Annotated in this window: 23 protein-coding genes and 1 pseudogene; 14 read left to right on the forward strand and 10 right to left on the reverse strand. The window is 41.7% G+C overall.

All coding sequences use genetic code 11. The features are described 5' to 3' along the window. Positions 1-77: 77 nt before the first annotated feature. Positions 78-2558: pseudogene (locus R7P69_RS10845) on the reverse strand (SLBB domain-containing protein); the annotation flags it as partial. 353 nt (positions 2559-2911) lie between these two features. Continuing rightward, the gene (locus tag R7P69_RS10850; protein ID WP_054574204.1) at positions 2912-3430 is read right to left on the reverse strand and encodes an outer membrane beta-barrel protein; all 519 of its coding nucleotides are present in this window, start codon (positions 3428-3430) and stop codon (positions 2912-2914) included. Positions 3431-3833: 403 nt separating this feature from the next. On the opposite strand from R7P69_RS10850, the gene R7P69_RS10855 reads away from it, so the two are divergent. The 9 genes from R7P69_RS10855 (at position 3834) to R7P69_RS10895 (ending at position 13207) form a co-directional block, all read left to right on the forward strand. Then, complete coding sequence (locus R7P69_RS10855; protein WP_054574203.1) at positions 3834-4055, forward strand: hypothetical protein; 222 nt, start codon at positions 3834-3836, stop codon at positions 4053-4055. Between the two features lie 68 nt (positions 4056-4123). Beyond that, complete coding sequence (locus tag R7P69_RS10860) at positions 4124-4804, forward strand: YjbF family lipoprotein (protein ID WP_054574202.1); 681 nt, start codon at positions 4124-4126, stop codon at positions 4802-4804. Beyond that, entirely contained in the window at positions 4801-5556 is a 756-nt protein-coding gene (locus R7P69_RS10865; protein WP_054574201.1) for a capsule biosynthesis GfcC family protein, read from the forward strand. The genes R7P69_RS10860 and R7P69_RS10865 overlap by 4 nt, the downstream gene beginning before the upstream one ends. Continuing rightward, positions 5556-7751 (forward strand): YjbH domain-containing protein, encoded by a 2196-nt coding sequence (locus tag R7P69_RS10870; protein WP_238952177.1) that lies wholly within the window; start codon positions 5556-5558, stop codon positions 7749-7751. The genes R7P69_RS10865 and R7P69_RS10870 overlap by 1 nt, the downstream gene beginning before the upstream one ends. A 148-nt stretch (positions 7752-7899) precedes the next feature. Beyond that, positions 7900-8841, forward strand: coding sequence for an ADP-glyceromanno-heptose 6-epimerase (gene rfaD, locus R7P69_RS10875; protein WP_047103804.1), 942 nt, complete (start codon positions 7900-7902; stop codon positions 8839-8841). Positions 8842-8968: 127 nt separating this feature from the next. Continuing rightward, positions 8969-9958, forward strand: coding sequence for a lauroyl-Kdo(2)-lipid IV(A) myristoyltransferase (lpxM, locus tag R7P69_RS10880; RefSeq protein WP_238952176.1), 990 nt, complete (start codon positions 8969-8971; stop codon positions 9956-9958). Beyond that, entirely contained in the window at positions 9955-11013 is a 1059-nt protein-coding gene (gene waaF, locus R7P69_RS10885) for a lipopolysaccharide heptosyltransferase II (RefSeq protein WP_238952175.1), read from the forward strand. Before lpxM ends, waaF begins: the two co-directional genes overlap by 4 nt. Then, entirely contained in the window at positions 11007-12272 is a 1266-nt protein-coding gene (gene waaA / locus R7P69_RS10890; RefSeq protein ID WP_054574197.1) for a lipid IV(A) 3-deoxy-D-manno-octulosonic acid transferase, read from the forward strand. Before waaF ends, waaA begins: the two co-directional genes overlap by 7 nt. Beyond that, positions 12272-13207 (forward strand): glycosyltransferase family 52, encoded by a 936-nt coding sequence (locus R7P69_RS10895; protein WP_053349735.1) that lies wholly within the window; start codon positions 12272-12274, stop codon positions 13205-13207. The genes waaA and R7P69_RS10895 overlap by 1 nt, the downstream gene beginning before the upstream one ends. Before the next feature lie 238 nt (positions 13208-13445). Here the strand turns inward: R7P69_RS10895 and R7P69_RS10900 are convergent, their stop codons facing one another. From R7P69_RS10900 to R7P69_RS10930, 7 genes are all read right to left on the reverse strand, one after another. After that, complete coding sequence (locus R7P69_RS10900; RefSeq protein WP_085569716.1) at positions 13446-14564, reverse strand: hypothetical protein; 1119 nt, start codon at positions 14562-14564, stop codon at positions 13446-13448. Positions 14565-14566: 2 nt separating this feature from the next. Further along, entirely contained in the window at positions 14567-15709 is a 1143-nt protein-coding gene (rffA, locus tag R7P69_RS10905; RefSeq protein WP_006742520.1) for a dTDP-4-amino-4,6-dideoxygalactose transaminase, read from the reverse strand. Positions 15710-15733: 24 nt separating this feature from the next. Beyond that, positions 15734-16627: a formyltransferase family protein gene (locus R7P69_RS10910; protein ID WP_053349738.1), complete on the reverse strand. Its 894-nt coding sequence runs from the start codon at positions 16625-16627 to the stop codon at positions 15734-15736. A 41-nt stretch (positions 16628-16668) separates the two neighbouring features. Continuing rightward, positions 16669-17550 (reverse strand): glucose-1-phosphate thymidylyltransferase RfbA, encoded by an 882-nt coding sequence (gene rfbA, locus R7P69_RS10915; RefSeq protein WP_006742522.1) that lies wholly within the window; start codon positions 17548-17550, stop codon positions 16669-16671. Continuing rightward, complete coding sequence (rfbB, locus tag R7P69_RS10920; RefSeq protein ID WP_054574194.1) at positions 17550-18614, reverse strand: dTDP-glucose 4,6-dehydratase; 1065 nt, start codon at positions 18612-18614, stop codon at positions 17550-17552. The genes rfbA and rfbB overlap by 1 nt, the downstream gene beginning before the upstream one ends. A gap of 144 nt (positions 18615-18758) precedes the next feature. Then, positions 18759-19469 (reverse strand): 3-deoxy-D-manno-octulosonic acid kinase, encoded by a 711-nt coding sequence (locus tag R7P69_RS10925; protein WP_005379425.1) that lies wholly within the window; start codon positions 19467-19469, stop codon positions 18759-18761. An 11-nt stretch (positions 19470-19480) separates the two neighbouring features. Continuing rightward, the gene (locus tag R7P69_RS10930) at positions 19481-19888 is read right to left on the reverse strand and encodes a diacylglycerol kinase (RefSeq protein WP_005395798.1); all 408 of its coding nucleotides are present in this window, start codon (positions 19886-19888) and stop codon (positions 19481-19483) included. Positions 19889-19995: 107 nt separating this feature from the next. Between R7P69_RS10930 and R7P69_RS10935 the strand changes: the two genes are divergently transcribed. The 5 genes from R7P69_RS10935 to R7P69_RS10955 are packed head-to-tail and all read left to right on the forward strand — an operon-like array spanning position 19996 to position 24073. After that, positions 19996-21051, forward strand: coding sequence for a glycosyltransferase family 9 protein (locus R7P69_RS10935; protein ID WP_054574193.1), 1056 nt, complete (start codon positions 19996-19998; stop codon positions 21049-21051). 35 nt (positions 21052-21086) lie between these two features. Beyond that, positions 21087-21854 (forward strand): glycosyltransferase family 2 protein, encoded by a 768-nt coding sequence (locus tag R7P69_RS10940; protein WP_054574294.1) that lies wholly within the window; start codon positions 21087-21089, stop codon positions 21852-21854. Next, positions 21851-22654 (forward strand): glycosyltransferase family 2 protein, encoded by an 804-nt coding sequence (locus R7P69_RS10945; RefSeq protein WP_238952174.1) that lies wholly within the window; start codon positions 21851-21853, stop codon positions 22652-22654. The genes R7P69_RS10940 and R7P69_RS10945 overlap by 4 nt, the downstream gene beginning before the upstream one ends. After that, a complete protein-coding gene (gene coaD / locus R7P69_RS10950) occupies positions 22647-23132 on the forward strand; it encodes a pantetheine-phosphate adenylyltransferase (protein WP_017449082.1) in 486 nt (161 codons plus the stop codon). The genes R7P69_RS10945 and coaD overlap by 8 nt, the downstream gene beginning before the upstream one ends. Next, positions 23129-24073 carry a glycosyl transferase family 90 gene (locus R7P69_RS10955; protein ID WP_054574191.1) on the forward strand — a complete coding sequence of 315 codons (945 nt, stop codon included), beginning with the start codon at positions 23129-23131 and terminating at the stop codon, positions 24071-24073. Before coaD ends, R7P69_RS10955 begins: the two co-directional genes overlap by 4 nt. Positions 24074-24097: 24 nt before the next feature. Here the strand turns inward: R7P69_RS10955 and R7P69_RS10960 are convergent, their stop codons facing one another. Next, entirely contained in the window at positions 24098-24859 is a 762-nt protein-coding gene (locus R7P69_RS10960; protein ID WP_238952173.1) for a glycosyltransferase family 25 protein, read from the reverse strand. Between the last annotated feature and the right edge of the window lie 40 nt (positions 24860-24899).

Genomic DNA, 24899 nt, shown 5'->3' on the forward strand with positions numbered 1-24899 from the left:
TTCTTGCTTATTGATTAAATACAGATTTATACAAACTATATACGCGAGCCAAGGTTACCCTAGACTCGCGTATGTTGTTATTGCAATGCGTTAATTGCCACACCAGTTTGATATAGGATCTGCGTTGCTGCAGTCCATGTACTCAAGGCATCACGGTAATCGGTATCGATTGGAACTACAATTGTATCACCGGCTTTTAACCCTTCTTTATTGTTTCCGAACCAATAGCCTGATGAAGGCTTGTAAACAGAACCATCCGCACGTACTACAAAAATGCGATCTTCATCCGCTTGCTTTTTAGCGCCTCCGGCTTTGTTCAGATAATCATCGACGTCAAGTTTGTTGTCTAACAAGTAGGTAATTGGAACCTGAACTTCACCCATTATTGATACAGTGTTTCGGAAAGTCGGAACAAAGAGGAAGTCACCGTCCTCGAGCATAAAGTCTGCTGAGCGCTCCCCCTTCAAGATACGATTTAACTGCACAACCATACGACCAAGAGCTTTGCTGCGACTTGCTTCCTCAACAAATGCTAGTGTTTTTTCTGGATCTGAAATTACAGAACCTATATTACTATCGGCTCGGAACGTCTTCTTCGCTGTTTCTTTTCGCATATCTGCGGCGTATTGGTTTAAAAGCTTCTGCTCTTGTAAACGCAATGCTTCACGCGTAAATATCGCTCCTTGAGGGTGAGCGAACTCTGTGAGACCACCCGCTCGATCCAATAGCTCACTTAAAGTTTCACCTTGACGCACGGTATAGGTTCCAGGGAAACGAACTTCACCCTGTAAAGTGACTGTGCTTTGTAGCTTCACATTTGGCTTTTCGAGGATGTTCAAACGATCTCGGCCTACGATAATTGCATTGTCCGAAACACTGCCTTGGATTGCTTTACGCAAATCAATACGCTCAACATCAATATACGCACGCTCATCCGCACTATTAATCGCGGTTCGTGCTAATTCTGCATTGATTGTGAATGCGTTGTAAGTCAAACCACCAGCAGCTTCAATCAGCGTTGATACCGTCATTCTTGGTGTAATTGGGTAGCGACCTGGGTGCTTCACTTCACCAAAGACTTCAGCAATTTGAGGGGCTAAACCTAAACGAGACTGTTGTTGGAGCTGCAGCAATACGGGTGCAAGTAAAGTGCGACGAGTATTCTGCTTCAGCTTTTCAAAGTCTTCCTCTGTAATCTCTTTACCGCGGAAAATGATTTTTCTTTCTTCTTTTTCTTGCTGGTTCCAGCCAACATGATTCTGTTGGTTATTGAAATTAGTTTGTTGCTGATTATTGCTAGTCATCGCATTGTTGCCTGCGATTACCGAACCTGCTGGGTTATTAACCATTGCAACAGACGAGCTCATCTGTTGCTGTTCTTTCTGCTGCTCCATCTCCGCCTGTTTTTGGGCTTGCTCGAGTGTTTTCGCTTTTGTAATCTCTTCATCGTTAGCGAGTGTATCTAAATCTTCGTTATTGAAACGGTTGAAGACTAGAACTCGGTCACGAGAACGCAGAGACATATTGTCTTTGCTGTTAGGAGATAAAATCGCATTCGCGAGGTTTATCTGAAATACTTCGATATCACGTTGAGTATTAACTTCTCGAACAACAACGGCGTAGTTAACATCAGCAGTCGCATTGAATGCGGAGTCAACAGATTTAAACAAATCAGCAATACGTAGACTTTGATGCCACTCTACATAACCAGGGTGTCTGACATCACCTTCAATTTGAACATATCGAGTAAGCTCTTCGCTTTTTTTCAAGACTTTAATAGCATCGCCATTTCTTACTTTGCTTTGCTTATCTTGACTCTTACTAAAGTCGAGAGTGACCGCTTCACGAGTCCCATGCGTTGCATAACGTTTGATTTCTAACTGTTCTTTATACGCATTGGCAGTAAAACCACCTGCTATTTGAATAAGTTGTTGGTAAGTTTCACCCGGCTTAACCTCGTAGATTGCAGGGCGGTTAATCTCGCCTTCTATAGACACAGTATCTTTAACAGAGCCGATTAGAACAACATCATCTGGAAGTAAGCGCACATCATCACTCGCATCACCTTTTAGTAACAGGTCATACATGTCCAACTTACGAATAATTTTTCCGTCACGCTTTAGTTGAATATCACGTAGTGCCCCACTTTCACCAAAGCCACCGCTGTAGTAGATAGCCTGTGATATTGTCGTTAATGCGCTAACCGTGTACGCGCCTGGCTTATATGCATCACCCATGATAAATACTTGCATGGTGCGTAATTCACCTAATGAGATATCACTACGAACACCTATCATTTGCTCTTTTACACGTTGTGTTAGAGAGTCTCTAACATCGGAAAAGTGCATACCGGCAACATTTAAAGGACCAAGAGAAGGAAAGTTGATTGTTCCTGCACGATTTACACGTAAGCGATGTGTTTCGTTCTCCTTACCAAACAACTGCACGATGATTTCATCACCTGCACCGACAGTGTAATTCGCTGGAACTGGAACATCACTGATCGGAGCAAAGGTGCTTGGAGAGCCGGCAAAGAGTTCAAGACCAAAGCGTTGTAATTCATCATCCTCTTTCTTGGCATCCCACATTTTTTCTAGTTCAGTAGAACTCGCCCCACTTGATTGAGGCCGAGGTTGCATGACTTGCGGATTTGAGTATGACGTAGACTGGGAGGATGAACCAGAAGGGATACTAAAGCCATACTTACTCGCCAGTGCTTGCTGCTGGTCTGCCGGTAAGTTCTGAAACATTTTTATTTGTTCTGGAGTAGGTGTTTGCGCAGTCGAGTAAGACGCAAACATGCTTGCCAAGACACAAACGGCAATGGAGAGATATCCTTTAAACATGATATGCCACTATAATAATTGAATAAAAGGCCCTAAAGCTCAAATTTGAGCTTTAGGTATTTAAATTAGAATCTGTGCTGGAAACCCAGTGTAATCGAGTTAAGCCGAACTTGATCTTCTGAAACGTTATCAACGAACTCAAACACAACTGCGCTCTGCTTGTTCAAAGCGTAATGCATACCTAACCCAAAACTGAATCCTTGCTCTTTGTAAGAGCCTACATTTTGTAGGTCAAGTTGAACGCTCGAGTACCCTGCTAAACCGTAAAGTGCAACTCGCTCTGAAACAGGCATGTTTAGCTTAAAAAATCCACTTATCGCACTATCAACAGCAAGCCCACTGTCACGTTGAACTGATGTCCCATAACGTCCTTCGAGACCAATGTAGTCATTAAAAAAGTACCCAGCTTGCGCACTAAGAAGGAAAGGACTCCCCTCTTTTACGGACTCAGAAGACGAGCTTTTCAATTCTGCATTTGAGTAGCTCACTAACGCACCAGCATAAAAATCGGCTGACGCTGAAAAAGAACTCAGGCTTAAGCCCAGTACACTAAGTATTCCTAAACAATGCTGCTTTCTTATCACGTAAAAGTTCCTAGTACTGGTAGTAATATGGCCTGTCAAAGCAACGTTAAGTTTGCTATGCAGGTGATTAAACACTGAAGAATTGCCACGCTACCGCCCTGAGGCATTTAGCGTAAGCCGCTGTATCGCTTTCTATAAGATATGAGTAAAAGCGGCCTATCACTCCAACCCCCTAATACTGGAGAAAATAGGCCGACAAATTATGCACTTTTGATAGTTTATCAGCAAGCAAGCGAACAAGATAACGGCGCAATGTCACGCTGGTGTTAGAAATGAGATAGAAAACCAAGGCAAGATAAGAAACTATTTACATGCTAAGGCTTTTTTATCTAAAATGTAGTTTGGAGCGTTTTTTATGCTACCAAACATCGATGTTTTTATACCGGATATACAAGGATTAATAATGAAGAATACAGCTCTAGCTATTCTTATGGCTCTAAGCGCATCAACTGCATTTGCAGCAGAAGAAGCAGGTTCGACAAGTGCAGCTTCTGCATCTGCAACAGGCACAACAGCTGTAGCAGTAGGTGCAGCGGCAGCAGTAACTGTAGTAGCAGTTGCAGCTTCAGATAGCGACTCAACATCTACTTCAACATCTACTTCTACTTCTACTTCTACAAACTAATTTCGTTTTGTAGATAGAAGATAATCGCCCTGAATGACTCAGGGCGATTTTATTTGTAAGAGGGAATAATGAATATCTTCCGAACGTCTAAATGGATACGCCCACTTCTCACTCTTCCGCTATTCGCCTTACTCTTTGGTTGTACACAAAAGTTCAATGATGTATCAGCCACAGTCCAAGAAGCGTACGGTAACTACATCGATGTAGAGATGACCCCAGAAGAAATAAATGCCGTTCCTTATGCCAGTGCCTATTTAAAACTTGGGAATCAAAAACAGGTATTTGTTGTTTTAGCTTTTGCAGAGCGAAATCCTCTCAATGGAAAAATACAACTGAAATGGGTAAGTGCTGACAAAGCTATGATCGTTACGGAGAATGGCCATATAGTCAAAACGATAGGTCTACAGAATGGGGACTTAGCCGGTGTTTACGGTGATGTGCCAGATTTTTCTTTAGATTCAACCTCTGTCAACTACGCACTCTCATACGATTGGGCAACACAATACCGTTATGGTTTCCCAGCAAATATAACGCGTTCTTACTCAGGCCAAGAAACGTTAACAACTCCTATTTCCAGTACCATGACCAACGTATATAAAGAAGCCGTTGATTTTAGTAGCCTTTCTCAATCGGTCGAAAACTATTATTGGATAGATGAGCAAGGTCAGGTTATCAAAACCTTACAATACTTAGGTCCGAATATGATTCCGGTTGAGTTAACCATTTTGAAGGGATATAGCAAATCATGAGCAAGCGACTACTAACGTTACTAGGTTTGGTCATGCCACTTTTGAGCATACATAGCTTCGCTCAAACAGAAACCTCTACTATACAGCAATTAAATGTTGAGTTACTGGAAGTAGGCAAACAGCTACAATTCCAGGGGCCTGCTCGTTTAGAAAGCGTCTTAACACTTGCTAAAGAGCAAAGCGTCTCACTGCAATATTCTCTTGGTACAACTTTGTTTGATAAATCGGAACGCGCCGAAAAAAACGCTACCGCTTTAAAGAACTCAGTACTCAATCAAATGATTCAACACAACTTGGTTGCACATCCATTCTACAAATTCATTCAGAAGCAAAGCTTTGCACCACGCTTACTGTCTGCGATCGATGTTGATAAAGTTCGACTAAATAAATTCGACAACCCACTGTTGCGCGGCAATTACGTGCTCGCAAGCCCTCTGCGCGAAGAAAAAGTGTACTTCCTGGGAAACGTAAATAGCGTGTATTCCATTACGGAGCAGGCAGGCATCCCTTTGCAGAGGCAAATAGAGAATTTGAAAAGTAACATTGGTACGTTATCAACACCACCAGTGTTGATCTACCCAGATGGTCATGTAGTTAAGCCGCATCACGGAGCCTGGTTAACAACACAATATTACTTACCACCTCTGACCTTGGTATATGTACCTTTTGGTGATCTTGAACGGTCTGAAATGGATCAAGATATTATCCTCCTACTCACTCAACTGATACCAAATGCTACAAAGAGACCGTAATGATGCCAATTAGAAAAAGCTTAACCCTTTATTTAATGGGCCCAGCATTGGTTTGGGCTCAAGAGATGCCGTTTGAGGCTCCTCCTTTACGACCATCCCAAACAGACTTCGGTGGCGTTGGTTTAATGCAAATGCCAACCGGACGTATGGCCCCTGAAGGGGAATTCAACTTTTCTGTTACAGGGAGTGATGAGTACCTCTTTTACAATGCTACGGTACAGGTAATGCCCTGGGCTGAAGCGACTATTAGATATACAATTGTCGATGGACTTCCATACTGTACTGATCCACGATTTTGTGGGGATAACGAATACACAGATAAAGGTATTGATTTTAAATTTAGGCTTCTAGAAGAAAGTCAATATGTACCTGAAGTGTCCTTTGGTGTTAGAGATTTTGCAGGTACTGGCCTTTTTGACTCTGAGTATTTTGCAGCAACCAAACAGTACGCCAACAGAAGTTTAGGGACATTTGATTTTACGATCGGTATAGGTTGGGGCTCTTTAGGTACTAGAGGAAACATTACCAATCCAGCATGTAAAATCTCTGATCGATTTTGTTCTCGTCCAGGTGATTATCAACTAACAGGTGGCACAACAAACACTGACCGTTTTTTCAAAGGCCCGGCAGCCCTCTTTGGGGGTATTGAATATCAGACTTTACATGCACCGCTACGCTTTAAAATAGAGTATGACAGTAATGACTACAGCGAAGACTTTCCTGTTGTTCAAGGCGGTATCGACATGACACCACACACACCATGGAACTTTGGTGTGCTCTACCGTCTAGGAATGGCCGATTTTCGTTTAAGTTATGAACGCGGAGACACTTTGGTCGCAGGTTTAACGCTCAACACTAACTTCAATGACATGCCATCATTCTGGCGAGATGAGCCTACACCAGAAGTCGAAGATAACCAACCAGAAGAACTGTCTGATGTTGACTGGGAACGTGTAACGGAAGATTTAGACAAAATTGCGGGTTACCAAAACACACGCATTTATGTTGATGACAACACCGTAACTGTCGTTGGTGAACAGAAGAAATATCGTGACCGTACAGAGGCACATGAAAAAGCGGCGGCTGTACTTCATAATGAAATGCCTGACGATATTGATACCTATGCTATCAACGAACGTAGCCGAGGCTTAGTCGGCGAACAAACGATTATTTCCAAGGAGAAATATCGCGACTTTGCCCAAGTTAATTACATCAATCCCAAAATAGAAGACGCAACCGAAAAAGCTAGCAATAAGCCAAGTGGAGAATCTGTCTATGATGGTTTTGAGCGTTTTGATTGGGGCTTTGCACCTAAACTTGTTCAAACTCTAGGTAACGCAGAAGACTTCTATCTCTTTAGTGTAGGGCTAAGCGGTAATGCCTCATACTGGCTGACGGACAACCTTGAAATTGGCGGCTCGTTATACTGGGATTGGTATAACAACTACGATAAGTTTAACTATGTCACTCCACCTGATGGTACTACCGTTCCTCGTGTTCGCACCATGTTCCGCGCTTACCAAAATGAACATGCTGTAACCATGTCAAACCTACAATTGACTTGGTTCCAAGAGTATTCCAATACAATGGACCAGCAATTCTACGCGGGTTATCTGGAGAGCATGTTTGCCGGAGTAGGTACCGAGTTTCTTTACCGACCACAAGGAGCTAACTGGGCGATTGGCGCTGACGTCAACTTAATTTCTCAACGTGATCCACAAAGTTACTTCGGTGTTTACGATGAGAAATGGCAAAACGTGCCAGAATATGGACGTCCGTTCCAAGTTATTGATAAAGGCTTCACTGGTTTTGTATCTGGATACTACTACCCTCAATGGGAATTCCTACAAGATTTGATGATCCAAGTCGATGTTGGTCAGTTCCTAGCTGGTGATGTTGGTACACAAATCAATGTTTCTAAGCAGTTCAAGAGTGGCGTAATTGCTGGTGCCTTTGCGTCATTTACAGACTTGTCTGCGGATGAATTTGGTGAAGGTAGCTTTACCAAAGGTTTCTATTTGTCGATTCCATTTGACATCATGACCGTTAAGCCAAGCAACAATCGTGCGAACTTTAGTTGGCAGCCTCTTACTCGTGACGGAGGACAGAAACTCGGACGTAAATACAGCTTGATTGAGTTGACCGATGAGCGAAATCCTTGGTATCAAAGGCCTAACCGTTCGGATGTGGAATAATAAAGTAATCAAGGGAGCTGAGGCTCCCTTTTCCATATCTAGATACTAAGTCATAGAAGACTAAAACCTATCTTCCTGCTTCCAATAGCGCTACTTTTCGTTTCTTGCTAGAATTCCTGAGAAAATTTTAATCTATGGTGGAAGTTCTATGATCATCGTAACTGGTGGCGCTGGCATGATCGGCAGCAACATTGTTAAAGCACTAAACGAAGCTGGTATTAACGATATCCTGGTTGTCGACAACCTAAAAAATGGCAAAAAGTTTAAGAACTTAGTTGATCTGGACATCACAGATTACATGGATCGTGACGACTTTCTGACCCAAATTATGGCGGGCGATGATTTTGGTCCGATTGAGGCAATTTTCCACGAAGGTGCTTGTTCTGCAACGACTGAGTGGGATGGTAAGTACATGATGCTAAACAATTACGAGTACTCTAAAGAGCTGCTGCATTACTGTTTAGATCGCGAGATTCCATTCCTATACGCTTCTTCCGCAGCCACTTACGGCGATACAGAGACTTTCGTTGAAGAACGCGAATACGAAGGCGCACTGAATGTATACGGTTACTCGAAACAGCAGTTTGATAACTACGTTCGTCGCCTATGGCAAGACGCTGAAGAACATGGTGAAACCCTTTCTCAAATCACCGGCTTCCGCTACTTCAACGTATATGGCCCACGTGAAGACCACAAAGGTAGCATGGCATCAGTTGCGTTCCACCTAAACAACCAACTTAACTCAGGTGAAAATCCTAAATTGTTCGCGGGCAGCGAATCATTCAAACGCGACTTCGTTTACGTTGGTGATGTATGTAAAGTAAACCTGTGGTTCTTAGAAAACGGCGTATCAGGCATTTTTAACTGTGGTACTGGCCGTGCTGAATCTTTTGAAGAGGTAGCAAAAGCAGTTATCAAGCATCATGGCAAAGGCCAAATTGAAACCATCCCATTCCCTGAGCACCTAAAAGGCGCTTACCAAGAATTCACACAAGCGGATCTGACCAAACTGCGCACCGCAGGCTGTGATGTTGAATTCAAGACAGTTGCAGAAGGCGTTGCCGAATACTTGACTATCCAAAACAGTTAAGCACCACAAGGTGGTAGAACCATAACCTGCCACCTTTACTCAAGTGCAATAGCCTGTATCATTCCTAACTATCTTTTTTCTCATTTAAACCACTTCGCCCGTACACGAATAGGTAACTAGACACGCCATGACCATTAAACGTGATGACTTCGACCCTAAAGCATATAACCCTGAGTTTAAGCGCCACTTTCGGTCGCCTAAGTACTGGGGCACGTGGTTAGGTGTTATCTTATTTTTACCTTTATCATTAATGCCACTGGGTTTACAAAAGTGGTTGGCGAAAACCATAGCCAAAAAACTGTCTAAATCCCACAAAGGTCCAGCTCACCGAGCGAGGGTTAACTTTGAGCTGTGTTTTCCGGAAAAATCGTTCCAAGAACGTGAAGCTTTGATAGAAAAAACACTCTATACAGCGGCCATGTTCTTTTTTCGCTTCGTGTTACTAAGTTTACGCTCACCAAAGTGGCTTCAGAACCGTTGCCAAATTCGCGGCCTAGACATTTTACGACAGCACATTGATAACAACGAAAATGTGATTTTAATGGTTCCCCACTCTTGGGCAATTGATGTGCCTGCTATCTTGCTCGCTTCAATGGGAATGCCAGTTTCTGCAATGGCGAAGAAACAAAAGAATGATGTTGCTGACTGGCTGATGCACAAGCAAAGAGTCCAATACGGTGGCCGTGTTTATGAACGCTCAGGTGGCATTAAGCCTTTTCTGAAATCCATTCGAGATGGCTATGTAGGGTATTATCTACCTGATCAAGATCACGGCCCAGAGCATAGTGTGTTTGTGGATTTTTTTGCAACACGTAAAGCAACGCTACCTGGTTTAGGCAAAATTGCGAAACTATCACGCTCAAAAGTACTGCCTCTATTTGCGTCGATGAACACTGAAGATGGTACGTTTGATATTGAGATTTTACCGGCGTTTGAGTTGGGTAAAGGCGAAGAGCAAGACGCTCGTACCTGTAATGAAGCCATTGAATATTTTGTCGGTGATAAACCCGAACAATATATGTGGGTACTACAGTTGCTGCACTCTCAAGAAGACGGCAATAACTATTACAATATCTTCAAGCCTAGATATGATACTGATTGGCAAGTAAATAAATGAAAAAGATTTTAATTATTGGCCCTGCGTGGGTCGGCGATATGGTAATGTCGCAATCGTTATATATCGTATTAAAACAACGCCATCCAGATAGCCAAATTGACGTTATCGCTCCAGGATGGTGTAAACCGATTCTTGAGCGTATGCCAGAAATCCATCAAGCGATTGAAATGCCTCTCGGTCATGGTGAGTTTAACTTATTAGGCCGCAGGGAAATTGGCAAATCATTACGTGAAAAGCAATATGACCACGCCTATATCTTGCCTAAATCAGCGAAATCGGCACTGATCCCATGGTTTGCCAACATTCCTCTTCGTACTGGCTGGAAGGGAGAAATGCGCTATGGTTTATTGAACGACTTACGCCCTAACATGAAGTCTTTTCAGTACATGGTAGAGCGCTATGTAGCGTTAGCTTATCCAAAAGCAGAAATGGTGGATTCTAACTCTCTCGGCGGGCTTGAAACCTTGCCTCGCCCACGCCTTGCAATCAACGCGGCAGAGCAACAAGCCACGATCAAAAAGTTCAACTTAGCCCAAGACCAACCAATTATCGGACTATGCCCAGGAGCAGAGTTTGGTCCCGCAAAAAAATGGCCCGAAACACACTACGCTGAAGTTGCGACGCAAATGGCTCGATCTGGGCATCAAATCTGGTTGTTTGGTTCTCAAAAAGACTTAGAGACTTGTAACAATATCCGCGCACTTGTTCCGACGCAATTCCATGAGGGCATTCACGTTCTAGCAGGCCAAACCAGCTTAATTGAAGCGGTCGACTTACTTGCTGCATGTAAGACTGTTGTCGCGAATGACTCAGGCTTAATGCATGTGGCAGCTGCGGTTGGTTGTAATGTTGTTGCAGTGTATGGCTCAACTTCACCGAAGTACACACCCCCACTCGCAGAAAAAGTGGAGATTGTTCATACCGATATTGATTGTCGCCCTTGTTTCCAGCGTGAATGTCAGTACAAACACCTTAAGTGCTTGACAGAACTTTCGCCTAAGCAAGTGCTAGATAGTATCCAAAAACTTGACGCCATTACGATAAGCTCATGTTAGTTCGTATTGTTTATACCTTACTACTCGCTCTAGCGTCACCGCTGCTTTTATTTGGTTTGTACAAGAGCAAACCAAATAAGCCTAAGTTCGGCTCTCGCTGGAAAGAGCACTTTGGTATCACTCCCAAGCTAAAAAGCAACGACAAACCTATTTGGATACATGCCGTATCTGTTGGTGAAAGCATAGCAGCAACACCTTTAATTAAAGCCCTTAAGGAACAAAACCCCGAACAATCTATTCTAGTTACTACAACAACAAGTACCGGAGCTGAACAGATTGCTAAGTTGGGTGATTTAATTGAACACCGCTATATGCCAATTGACTTTGGGTTTGCTATCAAAGGCTTTCTTAAAGCAGTGCAACCAAAACAGATGTTGATCATTGAGACTGAGCTGTGGCCAAACACGCTTCACAATGTTCACAAAGCGGGTATCCCTATAACTGTCGTGAATGCGCGCCTATCTGAAAAATCGTGTCAGAACTACGCCAAAATACAGCGGCTTTTTAACCAGCTTCATCCATGCCTAACTCAAGTACTCTGCCAAACGGATTCAGATGCAGAGCGCTTCGAACGCTTAGGCGTTGAGAAAAAGAAACTATCCGTTACTGGCTCGATTAAGTTCGATATTCAAATATCAGAGCAAGTGAAACAGCAAGGACAGCAGCTTCGAGCCCAACTTGGAAACGATCGTCCGATTTGGATTGCAGCTAGCACCCACAAAGGCGAGGACGAACAGGTATTAGATGCACATAGGCAAGTTTTAAAATCTCATCCAAATGCATTACTTATTTTAGTTCCTCGCCATCCAGAACGATTTGATGATGTGTTTACGCTTTGCCAACAGCAAGGCTTTAACACTGTGCGTCGTACTTCAACGCATGCAGTCGAGATAAATACTCAAGTATATCTCGGTGATACTATGGGTGAGATGCTAACTTTGATAGGCGCAGCGGATATCTGCTTTATGGGCGGTAGCCTAGTTGGAGATAAGGTTGGAGGGCACAATGTATTAGAACCCGCAGCACTGGGAGTTCCTGTAATCACGGGACCTAGTTATTACAACTTTACAGAAATCGTTAATATTCTTAAAAAACATTCGTTCTGTGATGTCATTAAAGAAAAAAATGAAATTCACACATTGATAGAGAAACAGTTTTCATCTAGTGTAAATTCTAAAAAATCAGACAGTGAAAGATTTATCACTAATTATAAAAACATTGTAAATAAAATAGTAACAGTAATCTTTGAGAAAAAATAGTGAAAAGCATTATTACATATAAGAGGATTCAATCTAATTATGAGAACGTATGTTACGTAAACTCAATTTTTGCACTTTTTTTATACTTATATATTAATAAAGGCAGCCATAATACACTGTTCATTAGTCATGTAGATTTCCAAGGCCTGTTAGCGAATAGTAAATTAGACAATGTAGTTATTATAAACACTAAACTTAATAAAAATTGGGACTCATTGCTTTACAAATTTGGAGTTCTAAAATATGACATCACGACTCTAGTTAAAAATAAAAAATTCTTTGGTCATGACCATCTCACTTATGCATTTCTATTTGATTTATCTCACGGTTCAGTACTAGAAGATGGCGCCGGAAACTATAATGGCCCAATATCATTCAAAAAAAGAGTAAAACGCGCTTTAAAAGGCAGAGTTATTTCTCCTTTAGGCTATAGTAATAAAATAACCAGTGTTTACTTATCTAAGCCAGAGCTTGTGGACTCTCAATTACAAAACAAAGCAAAAGCATTCGATGTAGTTGAAATGTTGGACTACACAAGAAGTTTTGGTTTAAAAATGATACTAACACATAACTTCGAATCTCTTAGTGGAAAAAACATCTTATTTACTCAACCTATCAGCGATCTAGTAACGGAAGATGGAAAAATAGAGCTGTACAAAGAAATTTATGAGAAATATAACATTACAGTAATAAAGCCACACCCTCGTGAATGTACAGATTATACTGAGCACTTTTCTTGTTTAGTTATAGATAAGTTCATACCAGCTGAAGTTATTATTTCCCCGAATGATAAGAACGTTCACCTTTATACTTTGAACTCAACCTCCGTACTAAACCTAAAAGAAGTCAATGACAATATACAGGTTGATTTACTTGCACTGGATCTACACGATTTCCTTACACAGTGGAAAAAAGAAAAAAAGAAAAAATATTAAAAATATTAAAAATATTAAAAATATTAAAAATATTATGTCATATAATGCGTTGTTACAAGGCATTATATGGCATAAGTAAATAACAAACTTGAGTGTTATCGTAGTTCTTGAGAATCAAGAATGTAGCGCTCCAAAGTAGTCTCACCTAAAATAAAACTTAGAGATTACTTTGTAGAACGACCTCATAATACCAATTACCGACAAACAATATCTCTCATATCTCAGCTGTATTGATGCTCTAAATATACAGTTTAGATAGCTCTTTAAGCGAGCGCCGCTCTTCTGCATTTATTTTAGAGGCATTAGCGCTAATATCAATATATTTACCTAAACTGCTCGCTAGTTCATCAAATGTAGAAAAACTACAGAGTTCAACATTTTGTGCATCTTTAAAAAACAGTTCATTGTGGCTTCCTTTCGCCACATAAACCTTACCTTGCCCCCACTTCATCAGTTGACGGGCGGTACTAGCTCCGCCTCTAGGTTGAAGCACAAGATGGGTGCACGACATCACAACAGCCGTGTAAGCTAGTGGGGGAAGTGAAGTTATGACAGACACATCGACTGTTTGCTTCTTTATCTTTTGCAAATAGGTTAAATAAAGATCTAAAAGAAGACGTTTTCGCCACTGCTTTACAGGCCACATCACAACAAACTTGTATTCCGTGTGCACTCCAGCTTTTATGAATGCACGTAACATCGCTTTAATGTTTTGATATTTAAATGCATTAGGTTTAGTACCTAAAAGGATACTTTTTTTCTTATTTTTTTCGTCTGCATAAACAGAAATCGCCAGAGTCTCAGCAGATTTAGTGGGTAATGTGTCGAAGACAACACTAGAATCAACAAGACAAAAATCACACCTTTCTAATACTTGGCTCAACTTCTCACGAAACGCACTATTTAAAGCAATAAACTGCTCTTGTTGACTTAAAACCCAAAGATCATTCTCTGTAATGTTAAGCTTAACATCTGCAACTAAGCGTCCATGTTTATCTTTGCACCAAAGCCATCTGTCAACCTCATCATCCGTGATAAACATATAACACTTGCTCTTCATTTGTGGACTAAGCTCGAGAATCTCTCGAATTTGAGCAGAGTTAAGTGCACTCAGAGAGAAATAAGTTATCGTTGAAGCGTTCAAAAAAATAGAGTTGTTCACCTTCTCGTAAGAAAAGTAAGTGACTCCATCAATTTTCTTAGGGTACTGAGATTCAATATCACTACATCCGAAAATGACGACACCTAACGTCTCGTGATTAATGCTAGCTTTCTCTATTAAGGCATCAATAAACAGAGGGGAAAAGTAGTCTGTGCTAGACACTAAAAAAATATGTTTAATCTCGTTGCTTTGCATTTTTACAATTCCATGCGCCCTAAAACATTTTTTATAGCATTAATAACATAAGACTGCTCACTATCACTCATATTGAAGTACAGTGGTAGTCTTACCAAGCGCTCACTTTCTTGTGTCGTATATATATCACTACCGACAAACCGACCAAACTGTTGGCCAGCTGGTGAGCTATGCAATGGAATATAGTGAAACGCAGAAACTATGCCCTCTTCACGAAGCATTTCAATAAACTGGCTTCTCAATTCCAGATTTTCCAGTTTCAAGTAGAACATATGCGCATTGTGCTGACATTCAAAAGGAACAGTTGGCACTTCTATATTGTGTTTTGCGGCAAGAGGCGTAAGCTCATCTAGATATTTTCGCCAAATTTGTAGCCGTCTTTGGTTAATCCCTTCAGCTTCTTCAAGCTGTCCCCAAAGATATGCTGCTTGTATCTCACTTGGAAGCAAACTACTACCAAGATCAACCCAAGTATATTTGTCTACCATGCCACGGAAGAACAAGCTTCGGTTCGTCCCCTTCTCTCTGACAATTTCTGCACGCTCAACAAAAGATTGGTCATTAATAAGAAGTAGTCCACCTTCACCACCGGACGTATAATTTTTCGTCTCATGAAAACTATATGCACCTAGATGGCCAATTGCCCCCAACGCTTTTCCTTTGTAAGTAGACATCACACCTTGAGCTGCATCTTCAATAACAATGAGTTTATACTTCTCTGCAATACTCATGATCGTGTCCATCTCACAAGCAACACCAGCATAATGTACAGGTACAATAGCAACCGTTTTTTCAGTGATTGCAGCCTCAATTTTGGTTTCATCAATGTTCATCGTATCTGGACGAATATCAACAAACACCACTTTTGCACCACGCAGTACAAATGCATTCGCAGTGCTAACAAAAGTGTAGCTTGGCATAATCACTTCATCACCAGGCTGAATATCGATCAGTAAAGCGGCGAGTTCAAGCGCATGGGTACATGAAGGCGTTAACAAAGTCTTAATACAGCTCGCTCTGTTTTCAAACCAACTCTCGCATCGTTCAGAAAGTGGCCCATCTCCCGAGAGTTTACTTCCTTGGATAGCTTGCTCAATAAAGCTAAGCTCTTTACCTACAACTGGGGGCTTATTAAATGGAATCATTAATCTATCTCTCTGGGGTTACAATCAATAGAATTTCATTCTAAATTTATTGATCGGCAAGAAATCTCGAGCTTGGTTTTCTTCCTTCACTACTGCTTTGGTGATTTTCAACAAGCCTTTACCACAAATTACAACGGGGCAGCCATTTTCAACAAATATCACTTTACCAACATGCCTATGCTCACAAACCACATCCTGTACTACTTCAGCATCCAAGACCACCACTTTATTCTCATCAACATTAGTAATAGCTCCAGAATATGGGTACCCTACAGAATCAATAAATCGTTTAATGTATGTAGAACTTTGATTCCAATCGATCTCATAATCAGATTCGTCTCGCCATATTGAATATGTCGCTAATGACTCATCTTGTTGTGAGGATTTTATTTCTCTTCCGGAATGTAAACTATTAAATATCAAATCTGCCAGTTTTATATAATTGAGGTTATTCACTTCAATTGCATCAGATAATTTCATTGGATAGTCAATAAATGAAGCAGCTTGTGCAATAATATCACCTTTATCATACTCATCTGAACCAAATAGAGCTGTAACACCAATTTCATGCTCACCATTAATTAAACTATTCACTAGCGGAGCAAAGCCTCTATATCGAGGTAAAATAGAGTCATGGAAAACAATTAACTTGCTATCTTCGATACTTCTAATCATCCAGCGCCATGACACTGCTAACACATAGGATTCTTGAGGTATTGTGTAAGTGTCATTATGATAATAATACTGAACACCGTTGTTGATAGCTAATTGTCTCAAATTTTCACTATAATCATCTTTAATATTTTTATCTTTTCCTATAACAAGGAAATCAACAATTTCTCGATATTTTTCAAATAAAAGGGTAGCAACTTCATACCCTTTTTTAGTCATCGCATGTAATACTATTTTTTTACACATAACAATACCTGAAGCTTGGACTCGTTTTGGGTAATCTCTATTTAGCTTGATGAGCAATCATCACAAATAATTTTATTTAAGTATTGTCCATAGTCATTTTTTAACATTGGTTGAGCAAATTGGATAACTTGAGAAGTAGATAACCACCCATTGCGCCACGCAATCTCTTCTAAACAGGCAACTTTAAGACCTTGAACATTTTCAATGGTTTGAACAAACGAAGAGGCTTCATGCAGGCTTTCATGTGTTCCAGTATCTAACCAAGCAAAGCCGCGCCCTAGTAATTGAACATTCAGGTCACCTTGCTCAAGGTACATTTGGTTTAGCGTCGAAATCTCTAACTCACCACGAGATGAAGGTTTGACTTTTTTTGCCAATTCGACGACTCGGTTATCATAAAAATACAGCCCAGTGACAGCATAATTGGATTTAGGCTTTACTGGTTTTTCTTCAATCGAAATCGCCTGCATATTGGCATCAAATTCTACAACGCCAAATCGCTCTGGATCTTTAACCTGATAACCGAATACCGTCGCACCACGGCTCTTCATCGCAGCTTGCTGAAGAATAGGAGTGAACCCTTGCCCATAAAAGATGTTGTCACCCAGCACCAAACATACTGAGTCATCGCCAATGAATTCTTCACCAATGATGAAGGCTTGAGCTAAGCCATCTGGGCTTGGTTGAATCGCGTATTGCAACTCAATGCCAAACTCTGAGCCATCACCTAACAAGCGCTGAAAACCTTCTTGGTCTTCTGGTGTGGTGATGATCAAGATTTCACGAATGCCAGCAAGCATAAGTACCGACAACGGATAGTAAATCATTGGTTTGTCATAAACCGGCAGTAACTGCTTAGAGACACCGCGTGTAATAGGGTAAAGTCGAGTGCCCGAGCCGCCTGCTAAAATAATGCCTTTCATTATTCGCCCGCTCCTAATCGCTCAAGACTGTATGAACCATCAAGCACACGTTGCCACCATTGTGGGTTGTTTAGGTACCATTCCACGGTTTTGCGAATGCCGCTTTCAAAGGTTTCCTCTGGCGTCCAGCCAAGCTCTTGAGCGATCTTGGTGGCATCAATTGCGTAGCGCACATCATGACCTGGGCGATCTTTGACATAAGTGATCAAAGACTCATAAGACTCTATCCCGGCAGGTTTGTTTGGTCGCAGCTCTTCAAGCAAAGCACAAATGGTTTTCACCACTTCGATGTTGGCTTTTTCGTTATGGCCACCAATGTTGTAGGTTTCACCTACTTCACCTTCGTTGACCACTTTGTAAAGCGCGCGAGCATGGTCTTCCACAAACAGCCAATCTCGGATTTGCATACCATCGCCATACACAGGCAACGGCTTGCCGTCGAGGGCATTTAAAATCATCAGAGGGATCAACTTCTCTGGGAAGTGGTACGGGCCATAGTTGTTGGAGCAATTCGTGATAAGTGTTGGTAAGCCATAAGTCCGTTGCCAAGCGCGAACCAGGTGATCGCTCGAAGCTTTAGATGCAGAATATGGGCTGCTCGGCGCGTATGAGGTGGTTTCGGTGAACAAATCATCCGTTCCCTCTAGATCGCCATACACTTCATCCGTAGAAATATGATGAAAACGGAATGCCGATTGGCGCGCTTCATCTAAGCCCGACCAATATTGACGGGCCGCTTCGAGCAGATGGTAAGTGCCCATCACGTTGGTCTCAATAAAAGCAGCAGGACCATCAATAGAACGATCGACATGAGACTCAGCCGCTAAATGCATCACCATATCGGGTTGATGCTCTGAAAACACGCGATCTAGTTCAGCTCGGTCACAGATATCTACTTGCTCAAAGTAGTAACGTTCACTCTCTGAGACATCAACCAGTGATTCTAGATTCCCTGCGTAGGTCAGTTTATCTAAATTGATGACGGTATCTTGGGTGTCACGAATGATATGTCGGACAACAGCTGACCCAATGAAGCCTGCTCCACCGGTTACTAATATTTTCATTACAAATGTTACCTACGTTAATTTTTGTGCCATCAGATACACATGAATACTTTATGATTATTGTAGTTTATAGACTCACTCGAGCATCGTTAGACTCAAGAAGGCTTACTTAGAGCAATCAATATAAAATGATAAAAAACTCAATTAAGATTGAGAAGCATAACCGTCCTGAAAATGTTCAAAATCGGATTCTTGCCAAATAATCTGTCGCTTTAAACGCTCTTTATTAAATGAACGCAGAAGTCTATTTAGATTTTGATGCTTCCAGTCACCAGAAGTTTCAAAACGACACTTATCAAAATCGATAATCCATACCTTATCTTTGTCGTCGATCAAGATATTGTGGATATTCAAATCGGTATGGTTAACGCCAACCTGATGCATCTTGGCAATTTCTTGCCCTATTTTCTGATACATTTCTACCGATAAAGACTGTTCTTGCAAGATACTAACCAGATCTCTGGCGTTTGGGATTCGCTCACTTAATAAATCAGCTTGATAGAAGAGTCCTGACTTTACGGCTCTTGCTGCAATAGGACGAGGAACGTGTACCCCAGCCTCAATTAGCGCCAACAAAAGCTGAAACTCTTGCGCACAACGGGTGTTATCCCAGCCAGAGAACCAATAATGATCGTTAACTAACTTCCCAAACAAACCGCCACGACGGTAATGACGTAGTGCCGCTTGCATGTTCTCTAGTTGGATAAACCATGTCGTGCCTCGCCCCGTCGCACTGCCAACCACCTTGTCGGAGGACTGCCAGTATTCCGCATCAAATATCGGTTGGCTAGGGTCTGTAATGATCTCGTCATCAAACCAGATCACTTGGTTGTTGTTTTTATACTGTTGAGTCATACGCTCACCCTCTAGCCTAAATACCGGCTGGCTAATATATACAACCAAGTAAATGCAGCAAACGCCAAAGCAACCATAACGGCAGCAGAGCCTATATCTTTAGCTCGACCACTGAGTTCATGCCGTTCAATACCGATACGATCCACTACCGCCTCAATCGCTGAGTTTACAAGCTCTACAATCAAGACTAATACCACGACCCCGATCATTAAGATACGCTCAACCATGCCGACATCCACTAGCCAAGCCAAAATCACAGCAATACTCAAAAGAGCCAACTCTTGTCGAATGGCAGCTTCATGCTTAAAAGCCGCTTTTAATCCTTGGATCGAATAACCCGTCGCTTTAACGATGCGCTTTAGCCCGGTGTTACCCGGCTTGCCAGATTCTTGCGATTGATGTGGTGTTGTCTTTGACATTGCAGAACACTTATCAGTACTTAGCTATATTCGAGCCGTGTATTTTACATTTATTGGGGATGTCTGCATAATTTACCTGCCTCTATTCATCGAATCAGACAATAATTATGTTCACTTCTGCCCCATCGTCACTATGCGTCTTGCGTTTGTCAGCTATCGGAGACGTTTGCAATACTATCGCCACCATTCAAGCTATTCAGAAATACTGGCCTTCGACCCAGATTACTTGGATAACGGGTAAACTTGAAGCCCAGTTATTAGCCGCCATCGATGGTGTAGAAGTGATTGTTTTTGATAAAAAAGCGGGACTTGATGGCTACAAATCGCTTTGGCGACAGCTGAAAGGCAGAGAGTTTGATGCGCTATTGCATATGCAGTACGCGATTCGAGCGAGTGTCGCAACGTTGGGCATTAAAGCAAAATACAAACTTGGTTTCTCTTTTGATAGAAGCCAGGACTTTCAAACACTATTTACCAATGTCAAAGTGCCTTCCCCGCAATCTCTGCATGTCGCAGATGGCTTAATGGCCTTTGCCCATCAAATTGGGGTACCAAAGGCAGAACTAGACTGGGTACTTTCTTATTCAGACCGCGACCAAGCTTGGGCAGAGTCTCATATTTCTCGTAGTAAACCTAACCTGTTGATTGTGCCTGGTGCGAGCAAAGCTTATAAAAACTGGAACGCGGAAGGTTATGTGGATGTGATTCATCACGCCAGAGCAAAAGGCTGGAACGTGATTCTGGCAGGCAGCCCTGCTCAGGTAGAATTGGACCTGGCAGAGGCCATTCAATCTCGCTTGGAAGAACCGTGTCTAAATTTAGTTGGACAAAGCTCAATTCTGCAAATGCTTGCGTTAATAGATAAGGTTGAAATGGTCATCGCCCCCGATACCGGACCAGCACACATGGCAAATGCCATGAAAACGCCAATCATCGGGCTCTATGCACACCATAACCCGCTGCGAGTGGGACCTTACCGCTACCTAAAATACGTTGTCTCGGTTTATGAAGAAACAATCTTTGCGGAAACAGGCAAAAATAGTCACGAGTTAAGCTGGCGAACTCGCGCTAAAGATGAAACGGCAATGAACCGCATTACCAACACTCAAGTAATGAGCATGTTCGATCAAGTCTTAGAAGATTTGTATCCTCAATACCAGTAAACTTACTGTCTTGATTTGTTAAGAAGGAAATGACCTTGTCCAAACCAACCTTAGCCGTTGCCTTAATTGTAAAAAATGAAGAGAAGCACTTACAAGCTTGTCTAGACACAGTAAAAGATTGGGTCGATGAGATTGTCCTTCTAGACTCGGGCAGCACTGATCGCACTGAAGAAATCGCCCGACAATACACAGATAAGTTTTACACCAACCTATATTGGCCAGGATTCGGTAAACAGCGCCAACTGGCGCAGCAATACGTTACGGCAGACTACGTTTTGTGGCTTGATGCGGACGAACAAGTCACTCCAGAGCTAAAAGAAAGTATCTTACACGCGGTATCAGCCAATAAGCCGAACGTTTTATACAAACTTAATCGACTAAGCTCAGCGTTTGGTAAGTTCATCTACCATTCTGGTTGGTCTCCAGACTGGATTGTGCGCTTATATCGCACCGAATATACGCAATATAATGATTCGCTCGTTCATGAAAAAGTTGATGAGAAAAACTATCAAACTGAAAAGTTGGATGGTCGACTGCATCACTACACTTACGAGCACCTTCATCATTACATCAATAAAACCACTGGTTACCTCAAGGCCTGGACGGATGAACGTGAAGGTAAAAAGAAAGCAGGTTTAACGACCGCTATCGTTCACGCTCTTGCGAGCTTTTTGAAGATGTATGTGCTCAAACGAGGTTTCCTTGATGGCAAGCATGGCTTCATTCTAGCTTGGCTAAGCATGCACTCTACTTTTGTAAAATATATCGATCTCTACTTACGTGAACAGGCAAAAAAATCATGAAAACGACTTTAATTATCACCACTTACAACTGGAAAGAAGCATTAAAAGCGGTGTTAGAAAGCGTGAAACGTCAAACCGTTTTGCCTGACGAAGTAATTGTTGCAGATGATGGCTCTCGAGAAGACACCAAAGCAATGATCGACCAACTGCGTGACGGCTTTCCAGTACCACTTATTCATAGCTGGCACGAAGATAATGGCTTTCAACTTTCAATGAGCCGCAACCGTGCGATCGCAAAAGCATCAGGTGACTACCTCATCATGATTGATGGCGACATGGTGTTGTCTCAAACGTTTATTGAATCACATAAGCAAGTCGCAAAGCCAAATTGGTTTGTGCAGGGTGGACGTGTGTTAACGGATGAAAGCTGCAGCAAGGCCATCATGGAAAACGGCTTAGTGCCTTCCATTTTCAGCAAAGGCATTCGCAATCGTAAAAACTGCATCACCAACGCTTTGCTATCGAAATGGTTCTCTTACGAGCGCAATAACGATAAAGCCACTCGCGGTTGCAACATGGCGTTTTGGCGACAAGATGTCATCGAGGTGAATGGCTTCAACCAAGATTTTGTTGGATGGGGACGCGAAGACAGCGAGTTTGTTCATCGCATGTTGAATGCGGGTAAGTCACGTCTTTACCTAAAATTCGCAGGTGTAGGCTACCACTTGTACCACGTAGAAAACTCTCGTGCGTCACTCGGACAAAATGACGAGATTTTAGAAAACACCATTAAAAACAAGCTTAAACGCTGTGAGAATGGTATTGATCAGTTTATTTCAGAGGATTGCAGCTATGAATAAAAAAGTGATCTATCCTGGAACTTTTGATCCAATTACTAATGGCCATCTAGATTTAATCGAACGTACAGCAAAAATGTTCGACTCAGTAACAATTGGAGTTGCAGCTAGCCCTTCGAAAAACACCATGTTCTCGTTGGATGAGCGTGTAGACCTGGTCCACCAATGCTGTCAACACTTAAGCAATGTCAACGTTGTCGGCTTTAGTGGTTTACTTGTGGATTTCGCCAAAGAACAACAAGCCTCGATCCTAATCAGAGGGCTTCGCACAACAATGGACTTTGAGTACGAGTTTGGTTTGACGAGCATGTACCGTAAGTTACTACCCGGACTAGAAAGTATTTTTCTTACCCCTTCTGAAGAGTTCGCGTTCTTGTCCTCAACAATAGTAAGAGAAGTAGCGATTCATGGCGGAAATGTCGCCCAATTCGTTCCGAATCCTGTAAACACAGCCATCTTAGAAAAACTACGTTCAGCATGAAAAAGTTAAAGTATTACTTATCTAACGGAATACTCGCTTATTTACCTTCTTTTTTGTTTCGTTATTCCGCAAAAAAACTGTTAGTACGTGCTCCAAGCTATGATGAAGAGTACTTGCGTGAACGAGTTAATTACTACAATAAACATACCACGAGCTTCGAACTGACTCCTCCAGATCTTACGAAAGTAAAAGACTTTAAAAAAACCGGCGGCAGCGCTTATTACTATGATCTGTTGAAGGTTATTAAATGCTTCCCTAAAAAGGCCGTCTTCAAATATGTCAATGGCGATGTCATTGATGTACCAAACGAGCCGAGTTTTTTAAAAAGTCGACCTATTGAAGGAGAGAACACTAACTCGGTCCTACTAAAGCTAAACGCCGTTAGACACTACTTTTTTGTGGATAAAGACAAGCCGTACCAAACTAAAAAAGACATGATTGTATGGCGTGGGACGGGATTTCGACCAAATCGAAGAAAACTACTTTCTCGTCATTTCCATAATCCTCGCTGCAACATCGGTCGAGTGGATACGCAGGATAAAGATCCAGAACAACTGAGCTACGTGACCCCTTCAATGAGTATCTCAGAACAACTTGAGTACAAATTCATTCTGAGCTTGGAGGGAATGGACGTCGCAACCAATCTTAAGTGGATCATGTCCTCCAATTCTTTGTGTTTTACCCCTAAACTGCGCTACGAAACATGGTTTATGGAAGGGAAATTAAAAGCGGGTGTGCACTTTGTTCAAGTCAAAGATGATTTTTCTGACCTAGATGAAAAAATGGACTACTACTTGGAACACCCTGACAAGGCAGAAGAAATTATACAGAATGCTCATCAGTGGGTTGAGCAATTTAAAGATACTAAAAGAGAAAGGTTGATTTCTCTATTAGTCGCAGAGAAGTATTTTAATCTTGCAGAAACAAGAAGGGTTACCTAAATCTATTAGGTAACCCTGAAACAACTAGTAATCGTACTTAACTTTATTGATAACACGCTGAATCATATTAAGGGGATTAAAAGTCTTTTTCCCCTTACGTTTATTAGCAATGCTAGTCAGGTTATCTTCTCTTTTCGCTACCACTATTGGGCTGATGTAACCATAACAACCACTTAATTTTGGAATCGATAACCACTTGTCAATTGGCACCGCATAAGCCGTTTTTTTCATGCTGCTTAATAGATCTCTAGCTCTTAATGGTGTAATGCCATAGCACACGGTTGGAAACGGCTTCTTTTCTTTTACATCTGATATTTTAAACGGTTTTTCTGGGTCTAAAATGTAGCAGAAGTTAGTAAAGTTCACTAAGCCACAACTTTGGATATAAGCTAGTACGTCATCAGCAAGTAACCTTGATGCTTCACCGATGAACTCAATATTGTCTTCAATAACAATCGCAGGCGTTCCTGACGCAACAATCAATTCCCATGCTTGAGAGTGTGTCTTAAAGCAACCAATCTCTCCAGCCATGATCGCTTTTTGGCGAAACTTATGAGAGTAACTTTCATACTCTCTCTCTAGCTTAAGAAGATCATCATAAGAATCTGAGTAAACAAATTCAAAATCGATACCCTTTAGGTAATTTTGAATGCGATTTACTCGCTCTTCATTTCCAGTTGTAATAACAAACACTTTCAATGGTGTATTACTGCTTAGTTCCACCGTTAAACCCTCAGCTGATTTAGTGCAGCTCAGTATAGTATCTACCCCAATAATTATTAGCAAGGATACTCATTGTTGAGCGAAAGCTATCAATAACTCTGCA

It is taken from the genome of Vibrio sp. 661, from assembly GCF_033339315.1.
Taxonomy (GTDB): Bacteria; Pseudomonadota; Gammaproteobacteria; order Enterobacterales; family Vibrionaceae; genus Vibrio; species Vibrio alginolyticus.

What these genes read in the sequence shown, in the direction of transcription:
- R7P69_RS10855 (WP_054574203.1), top strand. Translation starts at nt 3,834, where the DNA reads ATGAAGAATACAGCTCTAGCTATTCTTATGGCTCTAAGCGCATCAACT.
- R7P69_RS10860 (WP_054574202.1), top strand. Translation starts at nt 4,124, where the DNA reads ATGAATATCTTCCGAACGTCTAAATGGATACGCCCACTTCTCACTCTT.
- R7P69_RS10865 (WP_054574201.1), top strand. Translation starts at nt 4,801, where the DNA reads ATGAGCAAGCGACTACTAACGTTACTAGGTTTGGTCATGCCACTTTTG.
- R7P69_RS10870 (WP_238952177.1), top strand. Translation starts at nt 5,556, where the DNA reads ATGATGCCAATTAGAAAAAGCTTAACCCTTTATTTAATGGGCCCAGCA.
- rfaD (WP_047103804.1), top strand. Translation starts at nt 7,900, where the DNA reads ATGATCATCGTAACTGGTGGCGCTGGCATGATCGGCAGCAACATTGTT.
- lpxM (WP_238952176.1), top strand. Translation starts at nt 8,969, where the DNA reads ATGACCATTAAACGTGATGACTTCGACCCTAAAGCATATAACCCTGAG.
- waaF (WP_238952175.1), top strand. Translation starts at nt 9,955, where the DNA reads ATGAAAAAGATTTTAATTATTGGCCCTGCGTGGGTCGGCGATATGGTA.
- waaA (WP_054574197.1), top strand. Translation starts at nt 11,007, where the DNA reads ATGTTAGTTCGTATTGTTTATACCTTACTACTCGCTCTAGCGTCACCG.
- R7P69_RS10900 (WP_085569716.1), bottom strand. Translation starts at nt 14,564, where the DNA reads ATGCAAAGCAACGAGATTAAACATATTTTTTTAGTGTCTAGCACAGAC.
- rffA (WP_006742520.1), bottom strand. Translation starts at nt 15,709, where the DNA reads ATGATTCCATTTAATAAGCCCCCAGTTGTAGGTAAAGAGCTTAGCTTT.
- R7P69_RS10910 (WP_053349738.1), bottom strand. Translation starts at nt 16,627, where the DNA reads ATGTGTAAAAAAATAGTATTACATGCGATGACTAAAAAAGGGTATGAA.
- rfbA (WP_006742522.1), bottom strand. Translation starts at nt 17,550, where the DNA reads ATGAAAGGCATTATTTTAGCAGGCGGCTCGGGCACTCGACTTTACCCT.
- rfbB (WP_054574194.1), bottom strand. Translation starts at nt 18,614, where the DNA reads ATGAAAATATTAGTAACCGGTGGAGCAGGCTTCATTGGGTCAGCTGTT.
- R7P69_RS10925 (WP_005379425.1), bottom strand. Translation starts at nt 19,469, where the DNA reads ATGACTCAACAGTATAAAAACAACAACCAAGTGATCTGGTTTGATGAC.
- R7P69_RS10930 (WP_005395798.1), bottom strand. Translation starts at nt 19,888, where the DNA reads ATGTCAAAGACAACACCACATCAATCGCAAGAATCTGGCAAGCCGGGT.
- R7P69_RS10935 (WP_054574193.1), top strand. Translation starts at nt 19,996, where the DNA reads ATGTTCACTTCTGCCCCATCGTCACTATGCGTCTTGCGTTTGTCAGCT.
- R7P69_RS10945 (WP_238952174.1), top strand. Translation starts at nt 21,851, where the DNA reads ATGAAAACGACTTTAATTATCACCACTTACAACTGGAAAGAAGCATTA.
- coaD (WP_017449082.1), top strand. Translation starts at nt 22,647, where the DNA reads ATGAATAAAAAAGTGATCTATCCTGGAACTTTTGATCCAATTACTAAT.
- R7P69_RS10955 (WP_054574191.1), top strand. Translation starts at nt 23,129, where the DNA reads ATGAAAAAGTTAAAGTATTACTTATCTAACGGAATACTCGCTTATTTA.